This window comes from Microbacterium tenebrionis (assembly GCF_903645325.1).
Lineage (GTDB): Bacteria > Actinomycetota > Actinomycetes > Actinomycetales > Microbacteriaceae > Microbacterium > Microbacterium tenebrionis.
In genome coordinates this window covers 148,096-162,088 of sequence record NZ_CAHJXQ010000005.1, presented here as the reverse complement: position 1 = coordinate 162,088, position 13,993 = coordinate 148,096, and the positions used below count along the sequence as shown (strand labels likewise).

Annotated in this window: 14 protein-coding genes and 1 pseudogene; 9 read left to right on the top strand and 6 right to left on the bottom strand. The window is 71.2% G+C overall.

The genetic code is table 11. The annotated features are described in order from the left end of the window. The 6 genes and pseudogenes from HWX58_RS09705 to HWX58_RS09680 all read left to right on the top strand — a co-directional run. On the top strand, positions 1 to 1,014 hold a 1,014-nt coding region (locus HWX58_RS09705), incomplete at its 5' end, for a dihydrolipoyl dehydrogenase family protein (protein ID WP_175987380.1). A gap of 114 nt (positions 1,015 to 1,128) precedes the next feature. Continuing rightward, the gene (locus HWX58_RS09700; protein WP_175987378.1) at positions 1,129 to 1,434 is read left to right on the top strand and encodes a DUF427 domain-containing protein; all 306 of its coding nucleotides are present in this window, start codon (positions 1,129 to 1,131) and stop codon (positions 1,432 to 1,434) included. Between the two features lie 19 nt (positions 1,435 to 1,453). Further along, a pseudogene (locus tag HWX58_RS09695) lies at positions 1,454 to 2,317 on the top strand (ABC transporter ATP-binding protein); the annotation flags it as partial. Positions 2,318 to 2,460: 143 nt separating this feature from the next. Further along, positions 2,461 to 3,144, top strand: coding sequence for an ABC transporter permease (locus tag HWX58_RS09690; protein ID WP_175987376.1), 684 nt, complete (start codon positions 2,461 to 2,463; stop codon positions 3,142 to 3,144). Then, the gene (locus HWX58_RS09685; protein ID WP_175987375.1) at positions 3,141 to 3,875 is read left to right on the top strand and encodes an ABC transporter permease; all 735 of its coding nucleotides are present in this window, start codon (positions 3,141 to 3,143) and stop codon (positions 3,873 to 3,875) included. The genes HWX58_RS09690 and HWX58_RS09685 overlap by 4 nt, the downstream gene beginning before the upstream one ends. A gap of 21 nt (positions 3,876 to 3,896) precedes the next feature. Then, on the top strand, positions 3,897 to 4,814 hold the full coding sequence (locus tag HWX58_RS09680) for an ABC transporter substrate-binding protein (RefSeq protein ID WP_175987373.1): 918 nt from the start codon (positions 3,897 to 3,899) through the stop codon (positions 4,812 to 4,814). 39 nt (positions 4,815 to 4,853) lie between these two features. Here the strand turns inward: HWX58_RS09680 and HWX58_RS09675 are convergent, their stop codons facing one another. After that, complete coding sequence (locus HWX58_RS09675; RefSeq protein ID WP_250646184.1) at positions 4,854 to 6,068, bottom strand: AI-2E family transporter; 1,215 nt, start codon at positions 6,066 to 6,068, stop codon at positions 4,854 to 4,856. Positions 6,069 to 6,128: 60 nt separating this feature from the next. Here HWX58_RS09675 and HWX58_RS09670 point away from each other — a divergent pair, with 60 nt between their 5' ends. Continuing rightward, the gene (locus tag HWX58_RS09670; RefSeq protein WP_175987371.1) at positions 6,129 to 6,425 is read left to right on the top strand and encodes a chorismate mutase; all 297 of its coding nucleotides are present in this window, start codon (positions 6,129 to 6,131) and stop codon (positions 6,423 to 6,425) included. Between the two features lie 220 nt (positions 6,426 to 6,645). On the opposite strand, the gene HWX58_RS09665 is transcribed toward HWX58_RS09670, so the two are convergent. From HWX58_RS09665 to HWX58_RS09645, 5 genes are all read right to left on the bottom strand, one after another. Further along, positions 6,646 to 9,117 carry a CHAT domain-containing protein gene (locus HWX58_RS09665; RefSeq protein WP_175987369.1) on the bottom strand — a complete coding sequence of 824 codons (2,472 nt, stop codon included), beginning with the start codon at positions 9,115 to 9,117 and terminating at the stop codon, positions 6,646 to 6,648. Positions 9,118 to 9,167: 50 nt separating this feature from the next. Then, positions 9,168 to 10,745, bottom strand: a complete 1,578-nt coding sequence (locus HWX58_RS09660; protein ID WP_175987367.1) for a S8/S53 family peptidase — start codon at positions 10,743 to 10,745, stop codon at positions 9,168 to 9,170. 31 nt (positions 10,746 to 10,776) lie between these two features. Then, on the bottom strand, positions 10,777 to 11,229 hold the full coding sequence (locus tag HWX58_RS09655; RefSeq protein WP_175987365.1) for a hypothetical protein: 453 nt from the start codon (positions 11,227 to 11,229) through the stop codon (positions 10,777 to 10,779). Beyond that, a complete protein-coding gene (locus HWX58_RS09650) occupies positions 11,222 to 11,839 on the bottom strand; it encodes an RNA polymerase sigma factor (protein WP_175987363.1) in 618 nt (205 codons plus the stop codon). Before HWX58_RS09650 ends, HWX58_RS09655 begins: the two co-directional genes overlap by 8 nt. 127 nt (positions 11,840 to 11,966) lie before the next feature. Then, entirely contained in the window at positions 11,967 to 12,560 is a 594-nt protein-coding gene (locus tag HWX58_RS09645; protein ID WP_175987361.1) for a short chain dehydrogenase, read from the bottom strand. A gap of 116 nt (positions 12,561 to 12,676) precedes the next feature. Here HWX58_RS09645 and HWX58_RS09640 point away from each other — a divergent pair, with 116 nt between their 5' ends. Continuing rightward, positions 12,677 to 13,621 (top strand): ROK family protein, encoded by a 945-nt coding sequence (locus HWX58_RS09640; protein WP_175987359.1) that lies wholly within the window; start codon positions 12,677 to 12,679, stop codon positions 13,619 to 13,621. 106 nt (positions 13,622 to 13,727) lie between these two features. After that, the gene (locus HWX58_RS09635) at positions 13,728 to 13,946 is read left to right on the top strand and encodes an SCO4848 family membrane protein (protein ID WP_175987357.1); all 219 of its coding nucleotides are present in this window, start codon (positions 13,728 to 13,730) and stop codon (positions 13,944 to 13,946) included. Positions 13,947 to 13,993: the final 47 nt, after the last annotated feature.

Here is a 13,993-nt window from a genome sequence, read left to right as displayed (position 1 = left end):
CGCCATGCGGTCGCGATCGCCACCGGAACGGATGCCGCGATCGCCCCGATCCCCGGCCTCGCCGAGGCAGAGCCCTGGACGAGCCGCGAGGCGACGAGCGCGGCCGAGGTCCCGGCATCCCTGGCCATCATCGGTGGCGGCGTGGTCGCGGTCGAGATGGCGACCGCGTACGCGTCGCTCGGCGCGGCCGTCACCGTCATCGCGCGCGGCGAACTGCTCGCCAAGATGGAGCCCGTCGCGGGCGAACGCGTCGCGGCCGGTTTGGCGGCCTATGGCGTCGATGTCCGCACGAACAGGGGGACGTCTCGTGTGGCCAGGGATGCCGACGGCGTCACCGTCACGCTCGACGACGGCAGCGAGATCCGGGCCGCCGAGGTGCTCGCTGCCACCGGCCGGCAGCCGCGCTCCGACGACATCGGGCTCGACACGATCGGCCTCGAACCCGGGACGTACGTCACCACCGACGACACCCTGCGCGTGCCCGGCCACGACTGGCTGTACGCCGTCGGCGACATCAACGGCCGCGTGCTGCTCACGCACCAGGGCAAGTACCAGGCGCGTGCCGCGGGCGACGTGATCGCCGCCCGCGCTCAGGGCCTCGAGGTGGACGATGCGGCCTGGGGCCGCCACGTCGCGACCGCCGATGAGGCGGCGGTTCCGCAGGTCGTGTTCTCGTCGCCGGAGGTCGCCTCCGCCGGCCTGACGGCTCAGCAGGCGCAGGATGCCGGGCGCCCCGTCCGCGTCGTCGACTACGACCTCGGAGCGGTGGCCGGATCGAGCCTGCACGAGGACGGCTACACGGGCACGGCGCGAATGGTCGTGGACACTGAGCGCGACGTCATCCTCGGAGTGACATTCGTCGGCCCCGACGTCTCCGAGATGCTCCAGGCCGCCACCATCGCGATCGTCGGCGAGGTGCCGATCTCGCGGCTGTGGCACGCGGTCCCCGCGTACCCGACGATGAACGAGATCTGGCTGCGGCTGCTGGAGGCGTATGGTCGGGAGTCCGCGTGACCCATCCGTTCACGGCTCCGCTCCGAACACGCTGAGCTGTCAACACCCGCTGAATCTGCATCGCTTGTCCGCGGCATCCCCTACGCTCGAAACCTGATCCGAGGAGACACCACCATGAAGGCTGTACTCGCAGGAACCGTCATCGCCGAAGCCGACGACGCCGACCTCATCTCCATCGAGGGCAACTGGTACTTCCCGCTCTCGTCCGTTCCCGAGGGCGTGCTCATCACGAGCCCGACGCCGTACACCTGTCCGTGGAAGGGCGAGGCGCAGTACTACTCGGCCGTCGTCGACGGCGAGACCCACGCCGACGCGGCCTGGGGGTACCCGAACCCGTACCCCTCGGCTTTCGAGCGCGTCGGAAAGGACATCTCCGCCCACATCGCGTTCGACCCTCGCCAGGTAGAGGTCGGGCCATAGCCGGGGCGCGGGTCAGCTCATGATCGAGTTCCGCTCGGTGTCCAAGAGATTCCCCGACGGCACCCTCGCCGTCGAGGACTTCAGCCTCGTGCTGCCCTCGCGCAAGACGACCGTGTTCGTCGGATCGTCCGGATGCGGCAAGACGACGCTGCTGCGCATGATCAACCGCATGGTCGAGCCGACCGCCGGCGACGTCGAGATCGACGGCGAGAGCGTGCTGGTGGGCGACCCGGTGGCTCTGCGCCGCAGGATCGGCTACGTCATGCAGAACTCCGGGCTCATGCCGCACTTCTCGGTGATCGACAACGTCGCCACCGTGCTGCGCTTGAACCGCACGCCCAAGAAGCAGGCGAACCAGCGCGCCCTCGAACTGCTCGACACCGTCGGGCTCGACCGCGCCCTCGCCGAGCGCTATCCGAGCCAGCTCTCCGGCGGCCAGCAGCAGCGCGTCGGCGTAGCTCGCGGTCTCGCAGCCGACCCGAACATCCTGCTCATGGACGAGCCCTTCGGCGCGGTCGACCCGATCGTGCGCGCCGACCTGCAGCAGGAGCTCATCCGCCTGCAGCGCGACCTCGACAAGACGGTCGTCTTCGTCACTCACGACATCGACGAGGCGTTCCTGCTCGGCGACCAGGTCGTCATCCTCGACAAGGGCGCCCGGATCGTCCAGGTCGGCAGCCCCAGCGAGATCATCGAGAACCCGGCGGACGACTTCGTCTCGGCGTTCATCGGCGCCGAGCGCGGCCACCGGGCGCTGCGCATCAAGCAGACCCCGCGCGGCCGGTTCGTCGTCGACTCCGAGGGGCGCACGCAGGGCGTGCTCCTCGATGACGCGGACGATGAGCCGTCGAGCGCTTCGACAGGCTCAGCGATCGGCGCCCCGATCCCTGAGCGCGCGCCGGCCCCTGAGCGCGCGCCGGCCCCTGAGCGCGCGCCGGCCCCTGAGCCCGCGCCGGCCCCTGAGCGCGCGCCGGCCCCTGAGCGCGCGCCGGCCCCTGAGCCCGTCGAAGGGTCCGGTCCCACCCCGTGAACTGGGTCGCCGACAACCTCGACCTGATCCTCGGTCTCGCGCTCACCCACCTCGGTCAGAGCGCGATCGCGATCGTCTGCGGGTTCGTGCTGTCGCTGCCGCTGGGCTGGGTCGCCTGGCGGTACCGTCTGGTGCGCGGCCCCATCGTCGTGCTGACCGGCCTGCTCTACACGATCCCGTCGCTCGCCCTGCTGATCCTGCTGCCCTCCGTCATCGGATACTCGGCGCGCAGCCAGGAGAACCTCATCGTCGGACTCACCATCTACGCCGTCGCGATCCTCGTGCGCTCCGTCGCCGACGGCCTCGACTCGGTCGACCCCGACATCCGCCAGGCGGCGACGGCGGTCGGCTACGGCGCGGCGCGCCGGTTCTGGACCATCGACCTTCCGCTGGCCGGCCCCGTGATCCTCGCGGGTCTGCGGGTCGCGGCGGTCAGCACGATCTCGCTCGCCACGGTCGGCATCCTCGTCGGCGTCGAGAACCTCGGCTACCTGTTCACGAACGGTCTGCAGCGCCGCATCATCCCCGAGGTGTTCGCGGGCGTCCTCGCCGTCGTCGTGATCGCCCTGGTGATCGATCTGCTCCTCATGCTCGCCGGCCGCGCGATCATGCCGTGGACGCGCACCGCGTCGGCGGCGACCGCCCGTCGCCGCATCGTCTCGATGAGGGCGGCCGCATGAACCTGTTCGCCGAAGCCTTCGCCTGGCTGTTCTCGCCCGAGCGGCTGGAGGGCCAGTACGCCCTCCCCGTGCTGCTCGGCCAGCACCTGTTCTACACCGTGGTGTCCGTTCTCATCGCCGCAGCCATCGCCGTGCCGGCGGGGTGGGCGATCGGTCATACCGGTCGTGGCCGCGAGGCCGCCGTGGCGATCTCGGGCGCCGCCCGCGCCGTGCCGTCGTTCGGCCTCATGGTGCTGCTCGTGCTGCTCATGGGCGTGCTCAGGGTTCCCGAGGCTGCGACCATCACCTTCGTGCTGCTCGCGATCCCGTCGCTTCTGGCCGGCGCGTACACGGGGCTCGAGGCGATCGACCGCCGCGTGATCGACGCGGCCCGCGCCACCGGCATGACCCAGTGGCAGGTGTTCTGGAAGGTCGAGGTGCCGCTCGGGCTGCCCCTTCTCGTCGGCGGTCTGCGCTCGGCCACCCTGCAGGTGATCGCGACGGTCACGATCGCCGCCTACGTGAACCTCGGGGGCCTCGGCTGGCCGATCATCCAGGGCATCCCGCTGCGCCGCTTCGACCAGGTACTCGGCGGCGCCATCCTCGTCGCCGTCGTCGCCCTCATCGCCGACCTGCTGCTCGCCCTCGCCCAGCGTCTGGCCGTTCCAGCCGGCATCCGCGTCGCGAAGCCCGGCACGTCCGCTCGGACCGCACGCCGCGCGACCGCATCAGCATCCACAGCATCCGCCTGACCCCCACCAGAGAGGAACATCATGTTCACAGCACGCACGACACGTCTCACCCTCGCGACCGGCGTCGCGCTCGCCGGAGCCCTCGTCCTCGCCGGCTGCGCGAGCAGCAACCCGCTCGACACTCCGTCCGGCGATACGTCAGGCGGTGGTTCCGACACCATCGTCATCGGCTCGCAGGCCTACTACTCGAACGAGATCATCGCCGAGATCTACGCCCAGGCGCTCGAGAACGCCGGGCACACCGTCGACCGCGAGTTCAACATCGGCCAGCGCGACGCGTACATGCCCGACGTCGAGTCCGGCGAGATCGATCTGTTCCCGGAGTACACCGGCAACCTGCTGCAGTACTTCGACGACAGCTCCGAGGCCACCAGCCCCGACGACGTCTACGCCGCGCTGCAGGAGGCGCTGCCCGACGGGCTCACGGCGCTCGACTACGCCGAGGCATCCGATCAGGACACCTACACGGTCACCAAGGCGTTCGCAGACGCGAACGGCCTGAAGAGCATCGCGGACCTCTCGAAGGTCGACGGCACCGTGACCCTCGGCGGCGCGCCCGAGCTCGAGCAGCGCCCGTACGGCCCGTCGGGTGCGAAGACCGTCTACGGTCTGGACCTCGCGTTCTCGGCGACCGGCGACACCACGTTCGACGCGCTGCTGGCCGACGAGATCCAGGTCGCCGACATCTACTCGGCCGACCCGCGCTTCCAGACCGAGGACATCGTCGCGCTCGAGGACCCGGAGAGCCTGATCCTCGCCTCGAACGTCGTGCCGATCGCCTCCAGCGACGTGGCCGATGAGATCGCCGATGTCATCGACGGCATCAGCGCCGAGCTCAGTGTCGACGACCTCGTCGCGATGGGCGTGCAGAGCACGGTCGATCAGATGTCGCCCGAGGACATCGCGACCGAATGGCTCACCGAGAAGGGCCTGATCTGATCCCGCGCTGATCCGAGCGCGCCCGCACAGGGCTCCCGGTCACACCCGGGAGTCCTGGCGCGGGATCCACACCTTCTTGATGATGATGAGGATGGATGCCGTGACCGGCACGGCGACGAGGGCTCCGAGGAGCCCGAGCAGCGTTCCTCCGACGAGGGCGCCGATGACGACGAGCGAACCGGGGATCGAGATCGCCCTGTTCATGACGCGCGGCGTGAGGAAGTACGACTCCAGCTGCATGTAGACCAGGTAGATCACCGCGAACACGAGCGCGAGGACCGGGTCGGCGAACAGCGCGATGCCCGTGCCGATCACCCAGAAGATCAGGGATCCGACGAGCGGGATCAGCGTGATCAGGAACGCCACCACTGCCAGCAGCAGCGGGAACGGCAGCGACATCACCGTGTACAGCAGCAGCACGACGACGGCGTTGATGAATGCCAGCGTGACCATGCCCATGACGTAGCCGCCGACGGAGTCGGTGATCTGATCGGTGATGATGGCGGTGTTCTCGCGGCCGCGGGGGGGCACCAGTCGCAGCATCGCCTGCTTCATGGTCGGCAGCGTCGCGACGAAGTAGATGACGAGCACGAGCACGATGACGACGCCCGAGATGGCGTTCGCGATGGATGCGCCCACCTGCAGCGCCCCGCCGCCGATGGCCGCGATGTTGTTCGGGTCGGTGAGGAAGCCCTGCACGTCCGAGACGAGCTCCTGGAACTGATCGCCGAACTGCGCCTCGAGCGTCGCGTAGAGGTCGCTGCCGGTGAAGTCGGCGATGAGCCCGGGCACGCTCTTGGCGAACAGCGTGATCTGTTCGACGACGACCGGGATGATGATCCACAGGATCAGGGCGAGCGCGGCGATCAGGGCGACGAGCACCACGACGACGCTCCATCCGCGGCCCAGCCCTCGGCGTTCGAGGAAGCGCACGGCCGGGTCGAGGCCGAGGGCGGCGAACAGGGCGAGCGCGATGTAGATGATGACCGTCGACAGATTCGACAGCGCGAGTCCGAGCAGGATCGCGGCCAGACCGCCGAGCGTGACGAGGAACCCGAACACGAACGGCTTGTCGATGCGCGTCCAGAACGACTTCGTCGACGGGACCGGCTCGACCACGGGCTTGGGGGTGATCGGCTGATCGACCGATTCGGGCTCCTTGGTCTTCATCGGCTTCGGGGCCTTCGAAGCCTTCCGCGTCGGCGGCTCCGTCTCGACGGCGACTTCGGATTCCTCCGGCAGATCGTTGGTCATGCGCCAACTCTAGGGGGTGCCGTCGCGATATCGTCAGAGGGCCGACGAACAGGGGGAGCCATGACCGACCAGGATGCCACCGCACGACTTCAGCGCCTGCGCGGCACGATCGACAACATCGATGCCGCCCTGATCTACATGCTCGCCGAGCGCTTCCGCGCCACGCAGGAAGTCGGCATCCTCAAGGCGGAGCACGCCATGCCCGCCTCCGACCCGGCCCGTGAGGAGCAGCAGGTCGCGCGCCTGCGAGCACTGGCCGAAGAGGCGCATCTGGATCCCGAGTTCGCGGAGAAGTGGTTCAACTTCGTCGTCGCCGAGGTCATCCGCCACCACACCGAGGCGGCCGAACGGCGCTGAGCGCGCGCCCTGACCCCTGAGCAGGTCGAAGGGCATGGCGGAGGGCGCCGTGGATGCATCCACGACGCCCTCCTGAAGCGGTCGGTGTCTGTCGCTGCGTCCCCCAACGCATCCCCAAGCGCGACCGCGCCTCCTCATGCCCGTCAGGCATTCCGCGTGACACCTTCCGACTATCAAGAGCGGGGTACCGCCGTTCTGATACATCCGGCCCGAAGAAGTTTCAGAACCCGGTTCCGTGGCACTGGAACGGGGTGCGCAATCCGGTCTGCACGGATGCCGCGGCCAGCGCCGCAGCCGGGGACTGGCCGCCGGCGAGGCCGGAGTGCACCGCGCTGAGCAGGTCGCTCGCCACGTCGTCCGCGACGACGGCCGGCGCGGCGATCACGCTGCGGGTTCCCGCGTGCAGCCAGACGCGGGTCATCCCCAGCGCCTCCTCGCCCCAGCGCACCGATGATCGGCCGAGCTCGCATGCCGACAGCACGACCGTGTCGGGCACGCGGGGGATCAGGTCGACGTCGTAGCCGAACAGCGCGCCGTCGGCGAGCTCGAACCCGGCGAACAGCGGGTTGTCGGCGGCATGCCGGCCGTGCGCGGCGATGTGCAGCACGTCGACGTCCGCGGCCAGCGCCGTCACGGCATCCACGCGCGCATCCTCTCCGGTCAGAACCGTCGCCTCGCCCCAGACGGATGCCGCAGCGTGCACCTCGCCGGCACCGCGTGGCACGCGCGGACCGGCGGCGAGCCCTGCTCGCGTGAGCTCACGGCGGATGCGGCGCTCCTGCGCCCAGCGCGACATCGAGGTCGCGATCGTGAACGGGCGGCCCGCCATCGTCGGCAGCATGGCCCACGGGATGCCGGCGAGGATGCCCGGCACGGTCAGCACGATCCTCCGGTCGCCGAGGAGTGGTCGGGCGGGTCCGAGCAGCAGGTCGTCGAGCCGTAGCATCCGCTCGTCCAGCGCCTGCGCGACGATCGCGGCCATCGGCCCGCTGCGGATGGATGCCGAGACGTCGAGGTCGGCGCGCAGGCCGTCCGTCGCCGCCCCGATCGCCGCGCGGTCGAGCGTCACGATCGTGCTGTCGGCATCGGTGGTGACGACGCACAGCATGCTGTCGCCGGAGTACACGAACGACAGGGCGGCCGTGCCGGCATCCTCGCCGAGCTCGGTGCGCGCGTCGTCGCGTCGCTCCTGGCGCAACTCGTCCCGGAGTGCTTCGAGGGTGATCCGAGGGCGGGTGTCTCCGGCTCCGGTCGCCGTCCACTGATGCTCGCGCACGCGGTCGCGGAGCAGACGCACGCGTGGATGCGTCGTCCACTCCTGCCCGGTCAGCTCGGCGCGCAGCATCCGCAATTCGCCGAGGTCGGCGGCGTGCTCGTCGTCGTGCGGTGGGCGCACCGGGGCGACCTGCTGGCTGAGGTGGCGGGCGCGCTCCGACCAGTCGAACAGCACCTCGGGGTCGCGGCTGTGCGAGGCGGCCGACAGCCCGGCAAGCACGAGGCGCGTGCCGTGCATGGCGAGCGATGCCTGCAGGTCGAGCGCGCCGAAGGAACGCTGCCAGCCCGAGAGCAGGTCGAGACCTGCGGCGGCGTGGCGGCGCGACTCCGCGTGCCTCGACCGGGAGCCGGCGCGGGCTGCGCGGACCTCGGCCGCCCGCAATCGCAGGGGGACCGGCGCGTCGGCGGACAGCCGGATCGGCGGGGGCGCGTCGCCGCGACGGGTCGCCGCCAGCGCGGAGCTCAGCCGCACGGCGCTCGCCTCGCTCGGAAACCCTGCTCGGCGCAGCTCGGCGGCCGTGGCGGCGAAATCCGCGGCCGGCGGGGCGGTGCCGGCATCCAGTTCGGCGTCGAGTCGGATGGCATCGCCGCGAGCGGCCCAGCTGTCGGCGCCGAGTCGGCGGAACCGGCGCGCGGCCGTGCGTGCAATCTGCCGCGCGCGCTCCGGGTCGTGCTGCAGCAGCGACCGCGCGAGGTGGTACTCGGCCTCGGCGCGCGCCTGCGTCATGCGGGCGGCGCCGAAGGTGGCGGCGACGGTCTCGAGCAGGTTCTCGGCCTCGTCGACGAGGCCGGCGTCGCGCAGCACCTCGGCGCGGTCGAGGTCGCTCATCGCCGCACCGACGGGGGATCCTGCGGCGATCACCGGGCGCGAGCGCGCCATGAGGTCGAGGGCTTCGACGAGGTCGCCGCGCAACAGGGCGGCGTAGCCGAGGTTGTGGCGGGCTTCGGCGGCGGCGTCGACATCGCCGGACTGCTCGTAGAGCGCGGTGGCGCGTTCGAGATCCGCCGTGCAGGCGTCGAACGCGCGGCGGTGCATGTGCACGAGAGATCGGTTGAGGAGGCAGTTCGCAAGCGCCGTGCCCTCGAGGACGTCGACCGCGTGCGTGAGCATGTGTTCGGCCTCGTCGAGCCGGCCGGCGCGGGTGAACAGCACGCCGAGCTGCCCGGCGAGGATCGCCCTGGTCTCCTCGTTCACGCCGTCCCGCTCGAGGGCGGCGCGGCCCAGTGCTTCGGCGCGCGCGGGTTCGCCGGTGTGCGCGAGCACGTATGCGAGGGTGCCGTGGATGCGGGCGCGCAGATCCGCGTCGCCGTCCGCGGCCGCTTCTGCCCTGGCGAGCAGGCGGCGTGCCTCGGGGTAGCGCTGCGCGTTGGACGCCGCGCGCCCGCGCTCGTACAGCTCCGCCGCCGAAGTCCCCATCCGTTCAGGATGCCGTGTCCTGGGCCGGCGCGGAAGTCCGGGGCGCCGCTTCAGCTCAGCGGACGATCCGGCGGCAGCGCCGCCAGCACCGCCTCGACGGCCTTGGCCGCTGCAGCATCCGTCGCCGCGGCATCCGCCGGCAGCGCCCCCAGCAGCGCCGCCACCCTGCCGGCGACGTAGGGCGCGGAGAACGACGTCCCGCTCCACGCGGCGAAGCCGCCGCGGTAGTCGTCCGGGTCGACCGTCTGCCGTTCGAACCCGTCGACGTCGGCGCGGGTCACGGCCTGCGTGCCGCCCGTGAACGCCGGCGTCGTCGAGACGACCATCGCCCCCGGCGCGTAGGTGCGCACCCACGCCCCGACGTTCGAGAACAGCGCGAGCGAGCGCTGCGACGGATTGAGGGCCCCGACCGACACGAGCGGGAGGTGCTTGTCTGCCACGATCCCGTTGTCAGCGCCCGGCCACGCCCACAGCGATGCCGGGAACGACGGACGATCGATCGCGTCGTTCCCGGCGGAGCAGACCACGACTGTCCCCAGTGATCTGGCGGTCTGCAGCATCTCGTGCAGCACGAGCGAGAAGTGCCCGTCGATCGGCGTCTCGTGGTAGTAGCCGAGCGACAGGCTCAGCACGTCGATCGGGCGTCCGCCGTCCTCGCCGTGCACGAATCGGCGCTGCAGTTCGATGACCGCCGCGAGCGCCTGCAGGAACGTGCTCTCGTCCACCACGCCGAGCGAGTTCGCCACCCGGATCGCGAGGACGTCGGCGTCCGGAGCCGTCTGCCGGATGATCCCCGCGATGAACGTGCCGTGCCCGGCCACCGCGTCGATCTCGCCGTCGAGCTGCCCGTACAGATCGGGGTAGCGCTCCGGGTCGTCGTCGCCGGTGAGACCGATCGGGACGCCGTCGAGGTCGGCGCCGCGCGTGACGATCGAGTCCGGCAGCCAGTCGTGCTCGCCGCATCCCGTGTCGAGCACGGCGACGACGGCTCTGCGCTGCTTGCGCGCGAGCCTGCTCCGCACGGGGGCGGCCCCGATCCAGCAGATCGGCTGGCGCCCGCCGCGTCCGGGCTCCAGGTAGTCGTCGCTGCCGACGGCGCCGGCCCCGCGCACCGGGTTCGTGCGGGTGAACGGGTTGGTGCGGGTGAACGGGTTCGTGCGGGTGAAGGGATTCAGCCCGACCGGGTCGAGCGCGAGCACGTGCTCGAGGCTCGCGCGCGGCATCGGCCCGCCGACGATGCGCCGCGCTCGCTGCAGCACGCGCCACGCGTCGGGTGGCACAGGGGACTCGCCCTCGCGCGGAATGTCGGGGGTGGGCAGGATGGCGCGCCGGGCGCCGGGGATGCCGGGCAGCACCCGCTCGGTCAGCCCCGCGCGGACCACGTCTTCGCTCTCGACCCTCAGCTCCCATCCGAACGACCCCGCCGCCTGCGTCAGCGCGCGCAGGTCGCGGTCGTAGGCGCCGTTCTCACCGTCCTTGCGCTCGGAGATGAGCATCCGATCCGGCAGGTAGGCGGTGGGGAAGGCGCGGATGCCCTCCACCGGCTCCACGGAGGGATCCAGAGCCGATCCGCGCGGGATCGACCCCTCCGCCCTGTCCTGCCAACTCCACTTCTCGGGTTGCGCCATCGCTCTCCCCTTCGGCTCGACGCTTCAGCTCTCACACCTCGAAATGCGGCGTGAGCAGGTCCTTCTGTTCCCCGCCTGCGACGAGGCGCACGTGAGTGAGGCCCGGGGCGACGTCGTCGAACGCGAACCGCCCCTGGTCGTCGGGGGCGGCCGTCCGGGTCCGCTCGCCCTGCGTGAGCTGCACCTCGACGGCGGCCGGGTCGACCCAGCCGTCCACGCGGCGCCGCCCCCGCTCGGTCCGGCTGACGTGCAGGAGGATGCTCGCCGCCCCGTCGCTGAACTGCAGCGTCGTCGTCTCGCCGTCGCCGCGGCTGCGCACGGGCGCCTCAGCGTTCTCGATCAGGGTGAGCATCGCGTACTCGCGCGAGATGTCAGCTACGGCGATCGCCGCGATCGCACGATCGGCGAGATCAGCGGGCGGCGGATCGAACCGCTCGGCGGCCGTGCGGATGCCGGCGAACAGCTCTGCATCGGCGTCAGCCATCGCCGTCCCCCTCTGTCGCCGCTCCGGTGCGCACGAGTTCGGCGCGCAGCTTCACCAGGCAGCGCCGACGCGTCGGCCCGATGCTGCCGATCGGCATCTCGAGCTCGCCGGCGAGGTTCGCGTAGTCGGGTCGGTCGTCGAAGGCGATGACGCGCAGCAGCCGGCGGCACCGCTCGTCGAGCGTTCCCACCGCCGCCCACAGCCGGCGGGACTCGTCGGATGCCGCGACCTCCGCCTCGGCCGACTCCTGTGCGGGCAGCATCGGCTCGAGGATCTCGTCGGAGGTGGCATCCGCTCGCCTGTGCCCCTTCGCCACCTTCCACGCCTCGCGACGGGCCGTCGTCGTCAGCCAGCCCGAGATCGCGCGGGCATCGGCGACGGACTCGCTCGCGCGCACGAGGGCGAGCCAGGTCGACTGCACGACGTCCTCGGCGAGGGAGCGCTCCAAGCCGTAGGCGCGCACGACGTGCCAGAGCACGGGTGTCATCAGGCGCACCAGATCGTCGATGGCGCGCGTCTCTCCGGCGCGCCAGTCGGCGAAGAGATCGGCGGCGCGTTCCCACCGCGCCGAGCCATCGCTGACGGCGCCCCCGCGGGAAGCGTCGGTCATGAAGATCATTGTGCTCACATCTACCAGGAGCACGGCAAGCGAATTCTGATACATGACGCCCGGGGATCCCGGGCCCGGGCCCGGTTCCCGATCCCTGAGCCCGTCGAAGGGGCGGGCGCCCCGCGGCCTACGCCGTGATGACGCGCCCTCGGACGAGTCCTTCCACGGCGAGGGCGTAGGCGCGGCCGATCTCGACATCCGGAACCGGCCGCTGGCCGGCGAACAGCGCATGCAGGTCGGCCGAGCTCTCGAGGACGTTCGGCGACACGGCGTTGATGCGGATGCCGCGCGGCGCCTCGGCGGCGGCGGTGACCACGAACGACTCGATGGCGCCGTTGGCGACGGCGGCGGCGGCGCCGGTGGCGATCGGCTCGCGGGCGAGCACACCGGAGGTGAGGGTGATCGAGCCGCCGTCTCGCACGTGCTCGAGGGCGGTGCGCGCGATGTCGATCTGTGCGAGCGCCTTGGACGTGAAGGCGGTGACGTAGTCGTCGCGCGTGAGTTCGGTCAGCGGCGCGAACGGCACGGATCCGGCTGCGACGACCACGGCATCCAGCTCGCCGATGCCGTTGAACAGGGCGCGCACCGAGGCCGGGTCGGTGATGTCGACCGTGTGCTCGCCGCTGCGGGACGCGGCGAGCACCTCATGTCCGTGCGATTCGAAGGTCGAGGCGACGACGCTGCCGATGTGTCCGCTTGCTCCGATGACCAGAATGCGCATGCTTTCGATCCTATGGCGGGATCGGGCGCGGGATCCTGAACCCAGGACTTCTGCATAGCCGGTCGGCGCACTACTCTTATTTGTCAAGCGCATGAACAAAAATCGGGACGGAGCGAATGGCACAGCAGACGATCGGGCCGGGTACGCCCGTGATCGCCTTCGATGTGGGCGGCACCGACATCAAGGCGGCGCTCTTCGATGCCGACGGCACGGCGATCGGGCTGCGGCGCACGCCCACCCCGCCGCTGGGAGCCGACCCGGCAGGGACGCTCATCGAGGCGCTCGCCCGGATCACCGCAGAGCTGCGGGCGGAGCATCCGCACATCGAGCCGCAGGCGGCGGGCTTCGTCGTGCCGGGGATCGTCGACGCGGCTGCCGGGATCGGCGTCTTCGCGAGCAACCTCGGATGGCGGGACGCCCCGCTGCGCGCCCTGGCATCCGAGCGGCTGTCGCTGCCGGTGGCCCTCGACCACGATGTGCGTTCGGCGTCCTGGGCCGAGCATGAGCTCGGCGGCGCCCGTGAGCACGATGACGTCGTCGTGCTGATCATCGGAACGGGGATCGCCGGTGCCATCCTCGTCGGCGGCCGGCCCTATGCCGCGGGCGGGTACGCAGGCGAGATCGGGCATGCGCCGATCGCCGAGGCGCCGCCGCGCGGCGATGCGGTCCGCTGCGCGTGTGGAGCGTACGGATGCCTCGAGACCGTGGCATCGGCCGGGGCCATAGCCCGCCGCTACGCCGCCGAGACCGGGGCGACGCCCGACGGCGCCCGCGAGGTCATCGCTCTGGCCGGTGCGGGCGACGCCGTGGCCGCGCGGATCTGGGACGAGGCGCTGGATGCCCTCTCTCTGGCGCTCGCGCAGTTGACGGCGGTGCTGGGTCCGCAGGCGATCGTGATCGGCGGCGGGCTCTCGCGGGCCGGCGATGTGTTGTTCGACGAGGTGCGCACGCGACTGGCCGGCAGACTCAGCTTCCACCGGATGCCGCAGATCGTGCCCGCTCAGCTGGGCGACGATGCCGGCCTGCTCGGAGCGGCGCTGCACGCACGCGAACTGAGCTGAGCGCCTTCACCCGCCTCACCTTCGCCGTGCACAACTTCCTCCCCGCGCACAACTTCGGATCTCAGCCCGGGCTCGACGGGCCGGCGCGGGCGCCTACGCTGGAGGGGTGATCGCTCTCGCCGTGCTGCTGTTCGTCAACGCCGCCTTCAACGCGGTGGTCTGGCCCCAGTTCTACAAGCGGGTGGCGCGCGACCCCAGGGCCCGGGATGCCGCCGGCAAGCCCACCGCGTTCCTCACGGTCCATGCGGTGCTCATCGCCGTCGCCCTCGTGCTCGCGCTCGTCTCGGTGCTTGCCGGCATCGCCGCCCTCACCGGGGCGCTGTAGACCAGAGGGTCGCGCTCCTCTTTCCTGCTCCCGCTGCCCTTTCCTGC